Annotated in this window: 14 protein-coding genes; 3 read left to right on the forward strand and 11 right to left on the reverse strand. The window is 73.3% G+C overall.

Annotation, left to right across the window (positions count from 1 at the left end):
- Positions 1-45: 45 nt before the first annotated feature.
- Positions 46-1,563, reverse strand: coding sequence for an aspartate ammonia-lyase (locus BFL37_RS07250; protein WP_086514470.1), 1,518 nt, complete (start codon positions 1,561-1,563; stop codon positions 46-48).
- A 104-nt stretch (positions 1,564-1,667) separates the two neighbouring features.
- Between BFL37_RS07250 and BFL37_RS07255 the strand changes: the two genes are divergently transcribed.
- A complete protein-coding gene (locus BFL37_RS07255) occupies positions 1,668-2,519 on the forward strand; it encodes a DUF429 domain-containing protein (RefSeq protein ID WP_086514471.1) in 852 nt (283 codons plus the stop codon).
- 14 nt (positions 2,520-2,533) lie between these two features.
- Here the strand turns inward: BFL37_RS07255 and BFL37_RS07260 are convergent, their stop codons facing one another.
- Positions 2,534-3,280 carry a polyprenol monophosphomannose synthase gene (locus BFL37_RS07260; RefSeq protein WP_086514472.1) on the reverse strand — a complete coding sequence of 249 codons (747 nt, stop codon included), beginning with the start codon at positions 3,278-3,280 and terminating at the stop codon, positions 2,534-2,536.
- A 197-nt stretch (positions 3,281-3,477) separates the two neighbouring features.
- Here BFL37_RS07260 and BFL37_RS07265 point away from each other — a divergent pair, with 197 nt between their 5' ends.
- Positions 3,478-3,978: a GtrA family protein gene (locus BFL37_RS07265; RefSeq protein WP_086514473.1), complete on the forward strand. Its 501-nt coding sequence runs from the start codon at positions 3,478-3,480 to the stop codon at positions 3,976-3,978.
- Positions 3,979-3,997: 19 nt separating this feature from the next.
- On the opposite strand, the gene BFL37_RS07270 is transcribed toward BFL37_RS07265, so the two are convergent.
- From BFL37_RS07270 to BFL37_RS07295, 6 genes are all read right to left on the reverse strand, one after another.
- Complete coding sequence (locus BFL37_RS07270) at positions 3,998-5,275, reverse strand: Nramp family divalent metal transporter (RefSeq protein WP_086514474.1); 1,278 nt, start codon at positions 5,273-5,275, stop codon at positions 3,998-4,000.
- A gap of 95 nt (positions 5,276-5,370) precedes the next feature.
- Entirely contained in the window at positions 5,371-6,846 is a 1,476-nt protein-coding gene (locus BFL37_RS07275) for an NCS2 family permease (RefSeq protein ID WP_086514475.1), read from the reverse strand.
- A 126-nt stretch (positions 6,847-6,972) separates the two neighbouring features.
- On the reverse strand, positions 6,973-7,224 hold the full coding sequence (locus tag BFL37_RS07280; protein WP_086514476.1) for a hypothetical protein: 252 nt from the start codon (positions 7,222-7,224) through the stop codon (positions 6,973-6,975).
- A complete protein-coding gene (locus BFL37_RS07285; protein ID WP_086514477.1) occupies positions 7,221-8,402 on the reverse strand; it encodes an inorganic phosphate transporter in 1,182 nt (393 codons plus the stop codon). Before BFL37_RS07285 ends, BFL37_RS07280 begins: the two co-directional genes overlap by 4 nt.
- Before the next feature lie 118 nt (positions 8,403-8,520).
- Complete coding sequence (locus tag BFL37_RS07290; protein ID WP_086514478.1) at positions 8,521-10,146, reverse strand: carboxylesterase/lipase family protein; 1,626 nt, start codon at positions 10,144-10,146, stop codon at positions 8,521-8,523.
- Between the two features lie 22 nt (positions 10,147-10,168).
- On the reverse strand, positions 10,169-11,752 hold the full coding sequence (locus tag BFL37_RS07295; RefSeq protein WP_086514479.1) for a CYTH and CHAD domain-containing protein: 1,584 nt from the start codon (positions 11,750-11,752) through the stop codon (positions 10,169-10,171).
- A 91-nt stretch (positions 11,753-11,843) separates the two neighbouring features.
- Here BFL37_RS07295 and BFL37_RS07300 point away from each other — a divergent pair, with 91 nt between their 5' ends.
- A complete protein-coding gene (locus BFL37_RS07300) occupies positions 11,844-13,031 on the forward strand; it encodes a YihY/virulence factor BrkB family protein (protein ID WP_086514480.1) in 1,188 nt (395 codons plus the stop codon).
- On the opposite strand, the gene BFL37_RS07305 is transcribed toward BFL37_RS07300, so the two are convergent.
- The 3 genes from BFL37_RS07305 to BFL37_RS07315 form a co-directional block, all read right to left on the reverse strand.
- A complete protein-coding gene (locus BFL37_RS07305) occupies positions 12,976-13,995 on the reverse strand; it encodes an NADP-dependent oxidoreductase (RefSeq protein ID WP_086514481.1) in 1,020 nt (339 codons plus the stop codon). The genes BFL37_RS07300 and BFL37_RS07305 overlap by 56 nt on opposite strands.
- A 161-nt stretch (positions 13,996-14,156) precedes the next feature.
- Entirely contained in the window at positions 14,157-15,107 is a 951-nt protein-coding gene (locus BFL37_RS07310; protein WP_086514482.1) for an NmrA family NAD(P)-binding protein, read from the reverse strand.
- Positions 15,104-15,739, reverse strand: coding sequence for a MarR family winged helix-turn-helix transcriptional regulator (locus BFL37_RS07315; protein WP_086514483.1), 636 nt, complete (start codon positions 15,737-15,739; stop codon positions 15,104-15,106). Before BFL37_RS07315 ends, BFL37_RS07310 begins: the two co-directional genes overlap by 4 nt.
- Positions 15,740-15,819 lie beyond the last annotated feature (80 nt).

Consider the following 15,819-nt stretch of genomic DNA (forward strand, 5'->3'; position numbering starts at 1 on the left):
CCGCAGCCCTCGGGCCGCGGCGCGCCGTCGTCGTCCGTGCAGGTCTCAGTCGGCCTCGCCGCTCTGCTCCGCCGCGTGCGCCGCGAGCATCTCCGGCGTGATCACGGACATCGCCGCCGTCACGGGCTCGAGCCCGGAGAGGCGGTCGGGCGCGAGGATCTTCTCCACCTGCGTCCGCGTCATCAGCCCCGCCTCGACGACGAGGTCCGGGATCGACGCGCTCGTCATCAGCGCCGTCTTCGCGAGGCTGGAGGACGCCGCGTAGCCGATGTACGGCGTGAGCGCCGTGACGACGCCGACCGACGACTCCACCTGCGCCGCGAGCCGCTCGGTGTTGGCCGTGATCCCGTCGATGCAGTTCACGCGCAGCGTCTTCGCCGCGTTCCGCAGCCAGCTCAGCGACTGCAGCAGCGAGTGCGCGATGACCGGCTCGAAGGCGTTGAGCTGCAGCTGCCCGCCCTCGGCCGCCATGGTCACCGTCACGTCGGCGCCCGCAATCGAGAACGCGACCTGGTTGACGACCTCGGGGATCACCGGGTTCACCTTGCCCGGCATGATGCTCGACCCGGCCTGGCGCGGCGGCAGGTTGATCTCGCCGAGCCCCGCCTGCGGGCCCGACGACAGCAGCCGCAGGTCGTTGCAGATCTTCGACAGCTTGATGGCGGCGCGCTTGAGCGTCGAGGACAGCGTCATGAACACGCCCGCGTCGCTCGTCGCCTCGATGAGGTCGCTCGCGGTCACGAGCGTATAGCCCGTGATTGCGCTGAGGTGGCCGCGCACGGCGGCGGCGTAGTTCGGATCCGCCGTGATGCCCGTACCGATCGCCGTCGCGCCGAGGTTGATCTCCGACAGCAGCGGCTCGAGCTCGCCGAGCCGCGCGTGGTCCTCCTCGAGCGTGGTCGCGAAGCCGTGGAACTCCTGACCCAGCGTCATGGGCACCGCGTCCTGCAGCTGCGTGCGGCCGACCTTGAGCACCTGCGAGAACTGCGCGCCCTTCGCGAGGAACGAGCGGCGGAGCAGGTCGAGCTCGTCGAGCGTCTGCAGGAGCGAGTGGATGAGGGCGACCTTGAGCGCGGTCGGGTACGTGTCGTTGGTCGACTGGCTGCGGTTCACGTCGTCGAGCGGGTGCATGTGCCGGTAGTCGCCGAGCGCGTGGCCGGCCTTCTCGAGGGCGCGGTTCGCGATGACCTCGTTGGTGTTCATGTTGGTGCTCGTGCCGGCCCCGCCCTGGATCACGCCGACCACGAACTGGTCGTGCAGGTGCCCGGCGATGATCTCGGAGCAGACCTCGTCGATCTGCTTGGCCTTCCGCGCGTCCAGCACGCCGATCTGCACGTTGGCGCGGGCCGCGGCCTGCTTCACCTGCGCGAGCGCGACGACGAACTCCGGGTACACGCTCAACGGCCGCAGGCTGATGGGGAAGTTCTCCAGCGCCCGCGCCGTGTGGATCCCCCAGTACGCGTCCGCGGGGACGTCGAGGCTCCCGAGGCTGTCGGTCTCGGTGCGGACGGGGTGGCCGTCCGGGTGCGGGATGCGGTCGTCGTTCGGGCTCACTGGTGTCATGGGAGGCTCCATCGTCTCGTCGCTCGTGGCATGAGGATCCCTCGACCCTACTAGCGGCCCCGGGCCCCGCCGAGGCCGCCCGGGCCCGCGGATAGGCTCGGCGGATGCGCCGCTTCCTCGGGATCGACCTCGCCTGGGCGGAGGGCACCGCGACCCGCCCGGCGCGCGAGACGGGGCTCGCCTGCATCGACGCGTCGGGCCGGGTGCTCGACCTCGCGACGGCACGCGGCATCGACGCCGTCGTCGACTGGGTGGACCGCTGGCAGGGCCCGGGAGCGGTCGCCGCGGTCGACGGGCCGCTCGTCGTCGCGAACGCCACGGGCAGCCGCCTGGCGGAGAAGGAGGTCGCGTCCCGCTACGGGCGCCTCGGCATCTCCGCCTACCCGTCGAACCAGGGTCTGCCCGCGCAGGGCACGGTCGCCCTCCGGCGGCGGCTGGAGGACGCCGGCTGGGAGTACGACGACGGATCCGGCGCCGCGCGCGACGCGGACGCCCGCACGATGCTCGAGTGCTACCCCTACACGACGCTCGTCGGCGCGCCCGAGCTCGGCTTCGCAGGCCCCAAGCCCCGGTACAAGCGCCTCGCGCCGCTGCTCGCGACGGCCGAACGCCGGCCGCACCGGGCCGCGGAGTTCCGCGCGGTGCTCGACGCCGTGGCGGGGCTGGCCCACGCGGATCCGCCGCTCGACGTGACGACGCACCCGCGGTCGGCCGCCCTCGTCGCCGACGGCCCCGCGATCGTCGAGCGGCAGCACAAGCACCTCGAGGACCTGCTCGACGGCCTGATCTGCGCGTGGACCGCCGCGTACTGGGCCCGCCACGGGCTCGCGCGCTCGCAGGTGCTGGGCGCCGCGGATCCCGTGGTCGACGAGCGCGGGCGGCGCGGCACGATCATCGCGCCGGCGAGGCCCCACCAGCGCGCACCCGGCGATCCGTTCTTCGCACCCGGGGGCTGAGCGGATCGGGCGTGTCAGCCCCGGCGCAGCCCGAAGCGCAGCTGGAGCACGAGCAGCAGGTTCTTCACCAGCGTGTCGCTCGGGATCTTCGACTCGCCCTCGGTGCGGTCCATGAAGACGATCGCCACCTCGGTGGGCCGCTTCGCGTGCGTCAGCGCCCGCTGCTTCATCTCGATCTGGAAGCCGTAGCCCGTCGTCGTGATGGTGGACGGCGTGATCCTGCGCAGCAGCCCGGTCTCGTAGAGGTTGAAGCCGCCCGTGTAGTCGGTGATCCGCGAGCCGAGGAACAGGCGCGTGTAGAGGTTGCCGCCCACGCTGAGGAAGCGGCGCTTGAAGTCCCAGTCGGGCGTCGCGCCGCCGCGGATGTAGCGCGACGCGACCACGAGGTCGGCGCCCCCGCGCACCCGGCGCAGCATCTCGGTGATGTAGGAGGGGTCGTGCGAGAGGTCGGCGTCCATCTGCAGGATGTGCGTGGGCGGCTCGTCCGCGCCGAGCAGCAGCTCGAAGGCCCAGATGTACGCGGCGCCCAGGCCGGCCTTCTCCGCGCGGGTCTCGACGCGCACGCGGAACGTGCCGGTCTCGACGCTCGGCGCGATCGACCGGGCGAGGTCGGCCGTGCCGTCCGGCGACGAGTCGTCGACGATCATCGCGGTGATCGTGAAGTCGGGGTTCTCCGCCGCCATGGCCGCGAGGCGGGGCAGCAGCTCCCCGACGTTGCGCGCCTCCTCGTAGGTGGGGATCACGATCGTGAGACTGCTCAAGCTGGTGGTTCCGTCTCCGAGTCGGGGATCGACCCGGATCCGGGCCTCGTCGAGTCTAGCCAGCGACCGACGACGTGGCCGCGAGGGACGGCCGCCGCCCGTCGTCCGCTTGTTACGCTTCTCCAGGCCCGGCGCCCTGACGCCGTGCGCCCACGCCGGAACGACCGGCGGGCGCGCCGGGTGCCGGGAGGATCAGCGTGACGAAGCTCCTCGCCGACCGCCGCGTCCGCTTCCTCCTCGCGGGCCTCCTCAACACGGGCCTCGACTTCGTGCTGCTCAACCTGCTGATCCTCGTCGCCGCCATGCCCGTGCTCGGCGCCAACCTGGTGTCGGTGACGGTCGGCATCACCATCTCCTACTTCCTCAACCACTTCTTCGTCTTCCGGCACGGCGAGCCCGTCACGGCGGGACGCTTCCTCCGCTTCTTCGCGGTCACGGGCTTCAGCTCGCTGCTGCTGCAGAGCGGCGTCATCTGGCTCTTCGAGCGCGGCTTCGACACGACGTTCGGCCGCTCGCTCATCATGTTCGGCACGAGCGCCGAGCAGGAGTTCCTCGAGATCAACATCGCCAAGGCCACCGCGGTCCTCATCGGCCTCGTGTGGAACTTCACGCTGTACCGGCTCGTGGTGTTCCGGACGCCCGCGGGATCCGACGTCGAGGGCCCGACCGCCGTCCGCGCGGCCGCCTCCGCCGACTGACGGCCGCGCGGGGCCGGCGTCAGAGCAGCTTGCCGATCTCCGTCACGAGCTGCTGCACGCCGAGCACCACGAACAGCAGCGCCGAGAGGCCCATCACCGTGTTGCTCAGCGGGCGGTTCCGCCAGGCGCGCGGCGTCCGGTCGGTGTTGAGGAGCACCAGCAGCGTGATCGCGAGGAACGGCATGAACAGCGCGCCCAGCACGCCGTACGCGATGATCAGGCCGATCGGCTGGTCGAGGAACAGCAGGCCCATGGGCGGGATCGTCAGCCAGAGGATGAACCCCTTGTAGTAGCTGCCGCCGAGACGGCGGCGCGGGTCGTCGACGTCGAGACCGCGGATCGTACCGAGGAAGTCGGCGAACATCAGCGAGACGCCGTTCCACACGCCGAGGATCGAGGAGAACGACGTGGCGAAGAAGCCGAGCAGGAAGAACCACGTCATGAAGGCGCCGTAGCGCTCCCCCAGCACGTCGGCGAGCTGCACGAGGCCGCCCTCGCCGTCGGCCAGCGCGATGTCCGCGGAGTACAGGAGCTCCGCGCCGACGACGAGCATCGAGAGCACGAAGATCCCGCTCATCACGTAGGCGACGGAGTTGTCGATGCGCATGACCTTCATCCAGCGGGGCGCCACCCAGCCCTTCTCGCGCAGCCAGTAGCCGTAGGCCGCGAGCGTGATGGTGCCGCCGACGCCGCCCGCGATGCTGAGGGCGACGACGAGGCCGCCCTCGGGGATCGTCGGCACGAGGCCCGAGAGGAGCGCCGGCACGTTCGGCACGGTGACGATCGCGGCGCCCACGACGGTCACGAACATGAGCCCGACGAACACCGCGATGATCTTCTCGAACGCCGAGTACCGCCCGAACCAGACCACGACGGCGCCGACCAGGCCGCAGCCGATCGCGAACACCTTGAGGTCGACGCCCGGGAAGAGCGCCGCGAGCGGGAGGGCCGAGGAGCTCATGGCCGCGGCGCCGTAGACGAGGCCCCAGATGAGGATGTAGGGCCCGAAGTACCACGTGGTCCAGCGGCCGATGCTGCGCCAGCCCTCGAAGATCGTGCGGCCGGTGGCGAGCGAGTACCGGCCGGCGCCCTCCACGAGGAAGATCTTGATGATCACGCCGAGCACGGCGGCCCACAGCAGGGCGTAGCCGAAGCGGGATCCCGCCACCAGGGTCGCGACGAGGTCACCCGCACCGATGCCGGTGGCGGCGACCACGAGGCCGGGGCCGACGACGCGCCAGCGCCTGGCCGACTCCTGGGGTTCGCGGACGTCGCCGCGGCTGTCGAGGTCGGTCATGTGCGGGCTCCCGTGCGTCGTCGAAAGGGGGTCCCGTCCACCTTACGCAGGGCTGGGCGCCTCCCGCCGACCCGACGGCCGCGCGACGCCGCGGATCAGACGCCGAGCAGCTGCTCGATCGGCCCGCGCGCGAAGAACACCAGGAAGCCCGCCGAGACGACCCAGAGCAGCGGCGACACCTCGCGCACGCGACCGGAGAACGAGCGGACGAGCACCCAGGAGAGGAAGCCCACGCCGATGCCGTTGGCGATCGAGTAGGTGAGCGGCATGACGAGCACGGTGAGGAAGACCGGCAGCGCGACCGAGAAGTCGGTCCACACGATGTCTCGGATCTGCGACGCCATGAGCGTGCCGACGATCACGAGGGCCGCGGCCGCGACCTCGAGCGGCACGACCTGCGTCAGCGGAGTGAAGAACATCGCCAGGAGGAACAGCACGCCGGTGACCATCGACGCGAGGCCCGTGCGGGCGCCCTCGCCGATGCCCGACGCCGACTCGATGAAGACCGTGTTCGAGGAGCTCGACGTCGCGCCGCCCGCGACCGCGCCGAAGCCCTCGACGACCAGCGCGCCCTTGAGGCGGGGGAAGTCGCCGCGCTCGTCGGAGAGGTCGGCCGCCTTGGCGAGGCCGGTCATGGTGCCCATGGCGTCGAAGAAGTTCGTGAAGACCAGCGTGAAGACGAGCATGAGGGCCGAGATGACGCCGATGCGGCCGAAGGCGCCGAAGTCGAAGGCGCCGACGAGCCCGAGGTCCGGGAGCGACACGGGCGTGGCGGGCAGCACGGGCGCGTTGAGGTTCCAGCCGGTGGCGCCGGAGGTGTTCGACGGGCCGATGCGGAAGACCTGCTCGACGACGATCGCGATGAGCGTGGTGGCGACGATGCCGATGAGGAGCGCGCCGGGCACGCGGCGGGCCATGAGCACCCCCATGATCACCAGGCCGAGGATGAAGACGACGGTCGGCAGCGACGCGATGGAGCCGTCGATCCCGAGCGCGAGCGGCGACGCGGGCACGCCGGTGCCGCGCACGAAGCCGGAGTCGACGAAGCCGATGAACGCGATGAAGAGGCCGATGCCCACCGTGATGGCCGTCTTGAGCTCGCGCGGGACGGCCCGGAAGATCAGCGTGCGCAGGCCCGTGGTGGCGAGCAGCACGATCACGAGGCCGTTGATGACCACGAGGCCCATCGCCTCCGGCCAGGTGACCTCGCCGACCACGCTGACCGCGAGGAACGAGTTGATGCCGAGGCCCGCCGCGAACGCGAACGGCAGGCGGGCGACGAGGCCGAAGAGGATCGTCATGACGCCCGCGGTGAGGGCGGTCGCGGCGCCCACCTGCGTGGCCTGCAGCCAGTTGCCCTCCACGTCGAGCGTCGCGGCGTCCGCGCTGAAGCCGCCGAGGATCAGCGGGTTGAGCACGACGATGTACGCCATCGTCACGAACGTGAGCACGCCGCCGCGGATCTCGCGCGCGTACGTGGATCCGCGCTTCGTGATCTCGAAGAACCGGTCGAGCGCGCCGCGCTCGCCGTGGGTCTCGGGGGCGGGGGACGACGTGCGCGCTTCGGTCATGGGCTTCTTCCGCGAGGGGTCGGGTCGGGCGACGGGAGGGAGAGGAGCCGACTACCTTGTCGGGACGGGGTCGAGCCTAGGGGCGGGCGCGCGCCGGGCACCAGCCGCGGATGCGCGCCCCCGGGCTCAGGAGTGCAGGGCCGGGACGATGAGGTACACGCCGTAGAGCACGGCGATGCCGCTGAGGGCGAAGCAGACGTAGCCGCCCACGGTCGCGGCCTGCGGGCGGATGCCCGTGACCGAGACCTTGTCGCCCTCGTCGTCGTACTCGGTGCCCACCGCGAGCAGCCGGACGCCGAGGGAGAAGAGGCAGACGACCAGGACGGCGCCGATGAGGGCCGCCACGGCCACGACGAGGAACGCGCTCCAGTCGATCATGCGGCCTCCCTGGCCTTCCGTGCGGCCTTGGTGGCCTTGCGTCCCCGCACGGCGAAGCCGGCGGCGTCGACCTCGACGATGGCGTTGCGCGCGTCGACGGCGTTGCGGCGCGAGCGCCAGAAGATCCAGACGATGACGGCCACGCCGACGACCGCGTCGATGAGGAAGCCGACCGTGCCGGTGCTCGCGACGAGCGCCGCGACCGCGCCCACGACGGCGGCCGACGGCAGCGTCAGCAGCCAGCCGAGCGCGATCTTGCCGACCGTGTTCCAGCGCACGGACGCGCCGCGGCGGCCGAGGCCCGAGCCGATGACGGATCCGGAGGCGACCTGCGTGGTCGACAGCGCGAAGCCGAGGTGGCTGGACGCGAGGATGGTGGCCGCGGTCGACGCCTCGGCGCTGAAGCCCTGCGCCGGCTTGACCTCGGTGAGGCCGGATCCCATCGTGCGGATGATGCGCCAGCCGCCCATGTAGGTGCCGAGCGCGATGGCGACGGCGCACACCGCGATGACCCAGAACTCGGGTCCGGAGCCGGCCGCCTGGAAGCCGCCCGCGATGAGCGTGAGGGTGATGATGCCCATGGTCTTCTGCGCGTCGTTCGTGCCGTGCGCGAGGGCCACGAGCGACGACGTGAAGATCTGGCCGTAGCGGAAGCCGCCGCGCTCGTTCGGTCCGCTCGAGCGGCGCGTGATCGAGTACGCGAGCTTCGTGGCGGCGTACGCGATGAGCCCCGCGATGACGGGAGCGAGGATCGCCGGGAGGATGACCTTCGACAGGACCACGCCGAAGTCGACCGACCCGAGGCCCGCGCCCACGACGGCCGCGCCGATGAGGCCGCCGAAGAGCGCGTGGCTGGAGCTCGACGGCAGCCCGCGGAGCCAGGTGACGAGGTTCCAGACGATGGCGCCCATCAGCCCCGCGAAGATCATGGTGGGCGTGATCTGCACGCCCCCGTCGCCCTCGCGGATGATGCCGCCGGAGACGGTCTTCGCGACCTCGGTGCTGAGGAACGCGCCCACGAGGTTGAGGACCGCGGCGATCGCGACGGCCACCCGCGGCTTCAGGGCACCCGTCGCGATGGGGGTGGCCATCGCGTTCGCCGTGTCGTGGAAGCCGTTGGTGAAGTCGAAGAACAGGGCCAGGGCGATGACCAGGACGACGATGAGGGTGAGATCCACTACCGGATCCCTCGAGCGGATGTCACAGTCGTCGATCCTAACGGCCTGCACACGGGCGCCTCGAACGGGCGTCCGGCGCATGGCGATCCGGTGAACAGCCGGCGCCGGGTCCCGCGGCTCAGATGTGCGGGACGAAGTCGCGCCACGCGACGCGGCGGTCGGCGTGCGGGTCGTGCTCGACGCGGTCGACCACGTCGAAGACGAGGGTCGCCCGCTGCCCGGGGGCCGACGGGCCGGCGCCCGGCGCCTCGTCGTCGCCGCCCACGTACGCGGGCCACGAGTCGTCGACCGTGCCGTCCTGCGCGAAGCGGAGCCACGCGATGCGCATCCGCTCGCCCGCGGCCACGAAGGCGCGCCGCCCGCCGAGCAGGGTCATGCCGCGGCCGAGCAGGGTGTCCATGCGGTCGAACAGCGCGAACAGCTCCAGGCCGTGCGTGGCGTCGAGGCCCATGACGCGCACGAGGCGCGGCGCGATGTCGAAGCGGTAGAAGTGCACGGGCGCGTAGCGGGCGTGGCGCTCGGCGACCTTGATCGACGGGAACCAGAAGGCGTAGTCGCCGCCGAAGTCGAGGGCGGCGCGGCGCTTCGGGAGGCCCGGGTACAGCGACGCGAGCTCCTCGCGGTGCTCCTCGTCCGTCTTGGCGAACACGGCCTCGATGCGCTCGGGCGTGGTCGCGAGGATGTCGAGCCGGCCGGTGAACAGGGATCCCTCGCGCTCGTTGGTGCCGATGATGAGCGGCACCCGGGCGGCACGGCCGTGCTTGAACGCGTCGAGCGGGCGCTCGGGGAGCACGTCGCCGTCGATGACGGGGCTGAAGGTGATGGTGCCGGGCTCCTCGTCGGGCGTCCGCACCATCAGCTCGTTCGCCGCCGCGGCGAGCGTGGACGCGCTCGCGGAGGTGAGGAGGCGGACGGCCTCGGCGTCGTCGGGCGCGCGGCCGGCCCGGTCCGCGAGGAGGCCCACGAACTCCTCCGCCCACCGCGCGGTCTGCTCGGCCGGGTAGACGGCGTTCGTCGGCGAGCTCTGGGCGATGGCGCGCGCGAAGAGCCCGTGCGCCGACGGCACCGCCATGAGGGTGGTGACGGCGTTGCCGCCCGCGGACTCGCCGAAGACCGTGACGTTGTCGGGATCCCCGCCGAACGCGCGGATGTTCTCGCGCACCCAGCGGAGCGCCGCGACCTGGTCGCGGAGGCCGAGGTTCGACTCGATGGGGCGCTCGGGGCTGGAGTAGCGGCTGAAGTCGAGGTAGCCGAGCGCGCCCAGCCGGTAGTTGAAGCTGACGTAGACGATGCCGCCCTGGCGGACGAGGCCCTCGCCCTGCACGGGGTTCTCGCGGGAGGATCCGACGACGTACGCGCCGCCGTGGATGAAGACCATGACGGGCCGCAGCTGCGACTCGCGGTTCACGCGCGCGGCGTCGGGGCTGAGCCCGGACGGCGCGATGACGTTGACGGTGAGGCAGTCCTCCCCCATCGGCGTGCCCTGCGGCGCGCCCATGAAGGCGCCCGCGCTCACCTGCGGTGCGACCCTGCCGAAGTGCTGCGCGAAGCGCGCTCCGTCCCAGCCGACGACGGGCTGCGGGGCACGGAAGCGGAGGTCGCCGCGGGGCGGGGCCGCGAACGGGATGCCGCGCCAGGCCTCGATCCCGCGCTCGCGCACGCCCCGGACGGTGCCGCCCGTGACCCGCACGTCGAGCTCCGACGGGTCGTACGCCGGGGCGGGCGGATCGGCGTCGGGGGTCACCCGTCGAGTTTACGGTCCGCCCTCACGCTCCCGGGACGGCGGTCGCGAGCAGGCGCTCGAGGGCCCGCTCGGCGCGCCACAGGGCGGACTCGGTGCGCAGCCGCTCCGCCTCGTGCAGCACGCCGAGCGCGAAGGAGTCCTCTCCGCGGGCCGCGAGGCGCTTGGCCTCCTCGCGGAGGAGGCGCTGCATCGCGATGCCGTCGCGGTGCTCGCCCAGCTCGTCGTGCACCTCCTCGGCCGCGGTGGCGAGCCGCATGGTCTTCCGCCCGAGGACCGTGACCGTGCGTCCGCTGACCTCCTCGGCCGCGTACCGGAGGCGCTTCGCGGCCTTGCGGACCTCGTGCAGCGCCTCGGTGCGCGCGGCCTCGCCCACCGCCTCCTGCGCGACCGCCGCCCGGCGGCCCACGCGCTCCGCGTCGCGGCGGAGGGCCGCGTGCAGGGCAGGGCCCGCGGGGGCGGTGGCATCGTGGGTGAGCGGCGGATCCGCGACCAGCCGGTCGAGGTCGTCGAGCAGCGCGACGTAGCGCGCGGACGAGAGCGCGCGGATCACCCGCTCGCGGGCCCGGTGGTAGCGCTCGTCGAGGACGTCGTGCAGGGCGTCGCCGACGTGGTCCGGCACGGTCCCCGTGTCGTGCTCCACCACGGACCAGACGACGCGGTCGCGCAGCACCTCCATGTCGCGGGCGTCGCCGAGCACGGCGCCGAGGGCGGTGAGCTCGGCGCGCACGGGCGCGGTGGCGGCGGGGTCGATGACGTCCTGGTGCGTGCGGAGGGCGCTGCGGAGGCGGCGGACGGCCACGCGCATGCGGTGCACGGCGTCGTGCTCGTCGGCGCGCACGTGCGGGTCGGCGGCCACGAGGTCGCGCACGCCGCGGGCGAGGACCGCGCGGGCGACGTCGGCGGCGGGGCTCTCCTTGGTGAGGGTCGCGGGATCCGGCAGGGCGGGTCCCGCGGGCGCCTGCCGGCCGAGGGCGTCGGCCCCGAGCGCGCGGGCGAGCTTCGAGGCGCTGTCCGAGGGGCGGGCGCCGGCGTCGAGGAGGTGCCGCTCGATCCGGTCGAGGAGCGCGGTGCGCTGCTTCCGCTTCGCGGGCGCGTCCGGCAGGAGCTCGACCTCCCACTCGTGCCAGGCGCGCACGGTGCCGCCGCGCACGTCGGATCCGGTGACGCGGTCGTCGGCGAACTCGGCGACCGCCCGCCCGTCGGCGTCGTGCAGCGTGACGGTCGTGCGCACGGTCTCGAGCCGCGCGAGCGGCGTGAGCTCGCGGCCGCGCACGTGCACGGCGACCTGGTCGAGCACGGGGCCGGGGATCGCGCCGTCGCCGTCGTCGCCGTCCGCGAGCGGCCAGCCGAGCTCGGTGCGGCCCTCGCCGCCGTCGGCCGGGAGCTTCACGTGCCAGCCCGCGTCGTGCCCGCCCTCGCGGCGGCGGAGGATCATGCGGCGGTCGGCGAGCGCGTGGTCCGCCGTGTCGAGGTAGACGGCCAGGAGCGTGACGGGCTCCGCGGCGCGCGCCTCGGCCACGCCCTCGATGCCCTCGAAGGCCGGGACCGGCACCCCCTCCGGCACGTCGTACTTGCGCTCGATCTCGACGGAGGATGTGTGCACCATCCCCCCTGTGTAGCGCACCCGGCCGGTCGCGGCCAGCCGCCGAGGGCCGCCGGGTCCGTCCGCGCGCCGGGCGTGGGTCAGACTGGCGGACATGCCCACCCGTCCGCGCCGCGCCGCGCCCGAAGGCGTCCCGGACCAGGCGGACCTCGACGAGGCCGCCCTCCACCGGCGCCAGCGCATCGGCCGCGAGCTCGGCTGGTACGCGTGCCGCCGGGCGGTGTACGGCTTCATGAAGCACCGCGGCATCGACATGGCCGCGAGCCTCACGTTCTACTCCACGCTCTCGCTCGTCCCCGCCGCGGTCGCGGTGCTCAGCCTCATCGGGCTGGTCGGCGACACGCGCGCCGGCGTCGAGGGCGTGCTCCGCGTGCTCACGGCGGTGCTCGGGGACTCGGCCGTCGACGTGATCCGCGACCCCGTCGAGCAGCTCGCCGACGGGCCGCGCTCGGGCATCGCGTTCACGGTCGGCTTCCTCGGCGCGCTCTGGACCTCGGCCGCCTACGTCACGGCGTTCGGCCGCGCGATGAACCGCGTGCAGGAGACCGAGGAGGGCCGGCCGCTCGTGAAGTACCGGGCGCTGATGCTCGGGGTCACGGTGGCGCTGCTCGTCGTCAGCGTCGTGATGGTCGGCATGCTGCTGCTCACCGACGAGGGCGCCCGCGCGCTCGGCCAGCACCTCGGGATCGGCGACACGACGCTCGTGGTGTGGGCCGTGGTGAAGTGGCCGCTGCTCCTGGTGCTGCTCACGGGGATCATCGGGGTGCTGTACGCGGCGACCCCGAACCTCCGCCGCCGCCGCGTCGACCTGCTCACGTGGGGCAGCATCGTCGCCATCGTGGCCTGGGGCCTCGGCACGGCGGGCTTCGTCTGGTACGTGACGTCGCTCGCGAGCTACGAGTCGACCTACGGGGTGCTCGGCGCGGTGATCGTGCTGCTGCTCTGGCTCTACATCGGGAACCTGTCGCTCGTGCTCGGCGGCGAGCTCGACGTGGAGATCATCCGGGCGAGGCAGCTGCAGGCGGGGATCCCCGCCGAGCACGCGCTGCGGCTGCCGGTCCGCGACACGACGCGCGCCGACCGGCTCGCCCGGCGTCGCGCCCTCCTCGAGGACGAGGGGCGGCGCCTGCGCGAGGCGCGGTCGGGTGACGACGCGACGGCCGACGGGGAACGCCGGGCGGATGCCCCGCCGACGCTCCCCGAGGACGACGCCCGTCAGGTGCGGGTCAGGCGGAGGCGCTGGTCCGCACGACCATCTTCCCGACGTTCTCGCCGCGCATGAGGCCGGTGAAGGCGTCGAACGCGCGGTCGATGCCGTCGATCACGGTCTCGTCGGCGGTGATGCGGCCCTCGGCCAGCCACGGGCCCATCTTCGACGCGAACTCGGGCGCGAGGTCCTGGTGGTTGCCGAGGGTGAAGCCGCGGAGCGTGAGGCCGCGCGTGACGATGCGGCCCGTGTTGCGGATCGCGACCTCCTCCCCGGTGGAGTTGTAGGTCGAGATCGACCCGCAGTTGGCGACGCGGCCGAAGTCCTTCAGGGCTCCGAGCGCGGCGGACAGGTGGTCGCCGCCGACGTTGTCGAAGTAGAGGTCGATGCCGTCGGGCGCCGCCTCCGCGAGCTTCCGCTCGAGGTCGCCGCCGTGGTAGTCGAACGCGGCGTCGAAGCCGAGGTGCGACGTGAGGCGCTCGACCTTCTCCGCGGATCCGGCGCTGCCGACGACGCGCGAGGCGCCGAGCAGGCGGGCGATCTGGCCGACCATCGAGCCGACCGCGCCGGCCGCGCCGGAGACGAAGACGACGTCGCCCTCCGTGATGGACGCGATGCGGGTGAGCCCGACGTAGGCGGTGAGGCCGGTGAGGCCGAGCACGCCGAGGTGGGCGGAGGACGCCACGCCGGGGACCTCGGGCACGGGGCGGAAGCCGCCGGCGTCGCCCTGGGCGACGTCGCGCCAGCCGAGCATGTGGCTGACGAGCGTGCCGACGGCGAGGTCGTCGGAGCGGGACTCGACGACGCGGCCGACCGCGGATCCGGTCATCGCCTCGTCGAGCTGGAAGGGCGGCACGTAGGACGGCACGTCGTTCATGCGGCCGCGCATGTACGGGTCGACGGAGATGAACTCGTTCTCGACCCGGACCTCGCCGTCCTGCAGGTCGGGGAGGTCGACCTCGACGCGGCGGACGTCGTCGGGGGTGGGCTCGCCGGTGGGGCGCTTCGCCAGCTGCCACTGGATGCTGCGTGCAGACATGGGTCTCCTTCGTTCTCGGGTGCGGGCGGTCGGACGGCCGGCCCGCGGCGCTCGTGGCGCGGCCCCACCCTTCCACCGCCCGCTGGACGCGGCATCCAGCGAGCCGTGGCCTCGTGACGCGACGGCCGGGCGCGCCGCCCGGCCGTCCGATCCGCGCGCGGCTACGCGGCGGTCGTCGCCGAGCGCGCGGCGACGTGCGCGGCCAGCACGTCCCGCACGCTCGTCCAGGTGTGCGCGCCGAACCGCTCGCGGTCCACGTGGAGGAGCTCCGCCTCGCCGCTGTACATGCTCACGAGGTACTGCATCCCCTGCCAGGCGGGGAAGGTCTCCTGCTCGTCGCGGCCCACGCGGCGCATCGCCTTGCTCGCCGTGGAGAGGACGCCCGTGGAGCCCGCCCACTGCAGCGCGAACGGCGCGCCCGTGATCTCCGTCATGGTCCTCGCGAGATCGCGGGCGGTGACCCGGTCCCCCGCCACCTCGACCACGCGGGGCGCGTCGTCGTCGAGCGCGACGAGCGCCGTCACGCGCGCCGTGTCGTCCTTGGTCGTGAAGTCGAGCACCTGGTCGGCGGACGACCAGTAGAGGACGCGGCGCCGGTCGAACAGCACGATGGGCGCCTGCCCGGTGAGCATGTCGGCGAACGCGCCGTTGAGCACCGAGGTTGCCCGGATCGGCGCCGCGTCGAGGTCGGCCGCGAACTCGCGCCGCAGCTCGAAGTTGCGGTTGCTGCCGGGCGTGACCCTGCGGTAGTCGGCGGAGTAGTCCGAGGGGATGAAGCGCGGCACGCCGGCCGCGACCGCCGCGGCGAGGAGCGCGCGCTGCGCCCCGACGATCACGGCGCGGGCGCCGCTCACCGCGGAGACGACGACGCGGGCGCCGGCGACCGCGCGGATCAGCGCAGCCCGGTCGGTGTAGGCGGCCTCGGCGACCTCGACGCGCGGATCCCCGCCCCACGCCTCGGTGGCAGCCGTGCTGCCGGGGCGGGTGAGGACGCGGACGCGCACGTCCTGCGCGAGGAGCTCACGGACGATGCGGCGGCCGAGGTCGCCGGTGGCGCCGGCGACGACGACGGGGCCGGGCGCGGATGCGGATGCGGGGGTCGAGCTGCTCATGCGGGTTCTCCATCTCGGGTGGTGCGGCGCGCCGAGCGGCGCGAGCGGTGGGGGGCGGCGACGGGCTGCTCGAGCCGCGCGGCGTCGGGCGCGTCGGAGCCGGGCGTGGCGGCGTCGGGCGCGGCCGCCGGGGCCTCGCCGATGCCGAGCGCGACGCGGGCGAGGAGGCGCCGGAGCGCGGTGCGCTCGGCGGGTGCGAGGTCGCGCATCAGGCCGTCCTCCACCGCGCCGAGCGCGACGCGGGCCGTCGCCAGCAGGGCGCGCCCGGCGTCGGTCGGGACGACCTGCCGGATCCGGCGATCCCGCGGATGCGGCTGCCGCTCGACGTGCCCGCCCTCGGCGAGCGCGTCGACCACGTACGTCATCTGCGTCTTGTCGATGCCGAGCCGCTGCGCGAGCGCGAGCTGCGACGACGGCTCCTCCGTGGTGATCGCGACGAGCACCTGGTACCCGCGCGGCCCGCCGGGCACGTCGGCGACGGCGGTCTGCGCGGTGCGCACGAAGCCCTGGTAGACGGCCTGGATGGACCAGCCGAGCTGCGTCTCGATGCCGCCCGATCCCCAGTCGATGCCGGACGCGTCCGCGTCGGTGTCGGCGCGGTCACGGGCGCGGGTCGAGGCGGAGGAGATCATGCCGAGATCGTATACCCAGGAGATCGTATTGTGCAAAGATCATCTTCGAGCGCAGGCATCAGCCGCGCTCCTCGACCCGA

Origin of the sequence: Clavibacter michiganensis, assembly GCF_002151125.1 — a bacterium.
GTDB classification, from domain to species: Bacteria; Actinomycetota; Actinomycetes; order Actinomycetales; family Microbacteriaceae; genus Clavibacter; species Clavibacter michiganensis_C.